This is a genomic window from Burkholderia cepacia (assembly GCF_001039005.1).
In the GTDB taxonomy this organism is placed as follows: domain Bacteria; phylum Pseudomonadota; class Gammaproteobacteria; order Burkholderiales; family Burkholderiaceae; genus Burkholderia; species Burkholderia theae.
Window position 1 is genome coordinate 1 of the sequence record NZ_LDWR01000141.1, and the last position, 633, is coordinate 633.

General features: G+C 62.6%; 1 pseudogene. It reads left to right on the top strand.

The window, feature by feature from the left end:
- Positions 1-52: 52 nt before the first annotated feature.
- Positions 53-633: pseudogene (locus VL15_RS43920) on the top strand (IS6 family transposase); the annotation flags it as partial.

Here is a 633-nt window from a genome sequence, read left to right on the forward strand (position 1 = left end):
GAGCTGAAGGTGGCGGGTAGAATGGATCATGAAGAGAGCCGCCATTTCCACCTTGCCGTCGGTCGACGCGCCGATTTCGTCCAAGGGTCACCGGTTTCCGCCCGGCCTCATCAGTTATGCGGTGTGGCTGCATTATCGCTTTCCGCTGAGCCTGCGGATGGTCGGAGAGATGCTGGTGGCACGGGGAATCGAGCCACATACGAAACGGTGCGGTGCCGGGCGCCGAAGTTCGACCTGATGATCGTCAAGTGCATCCGTTCGACGGTATCTGGACGAGGTGGTCGTGACGATCAACGGCAGGAAGCATTGGCCTGGCGGGCCGTCGGCCAGCACGGCGCGGTGCTCGAGGTACTGGTGCAGCGTCGCCGCGACAAGGCGGCGCCAAACGTCTGATGCGCAAGCTGCTCAAGAGCGCCACGGCTGCCCACGCGTGATCGTCACGGACAAGCTGCGCAGCTACGGGACAGCAAACACCGAACTGGGTCTGAACGTCGAGCATCGGCAGCACAAGGGGCTGAATAACCGGGCGGAGATTCGCATCAGCCGACCCGGGTGCGCAAGCAGGTGATGCGGTGCTTCAAATCGGCGCGCCAGCTGCAACGATTCGCTTCCATTCACGGGCAGGTGTCGAAT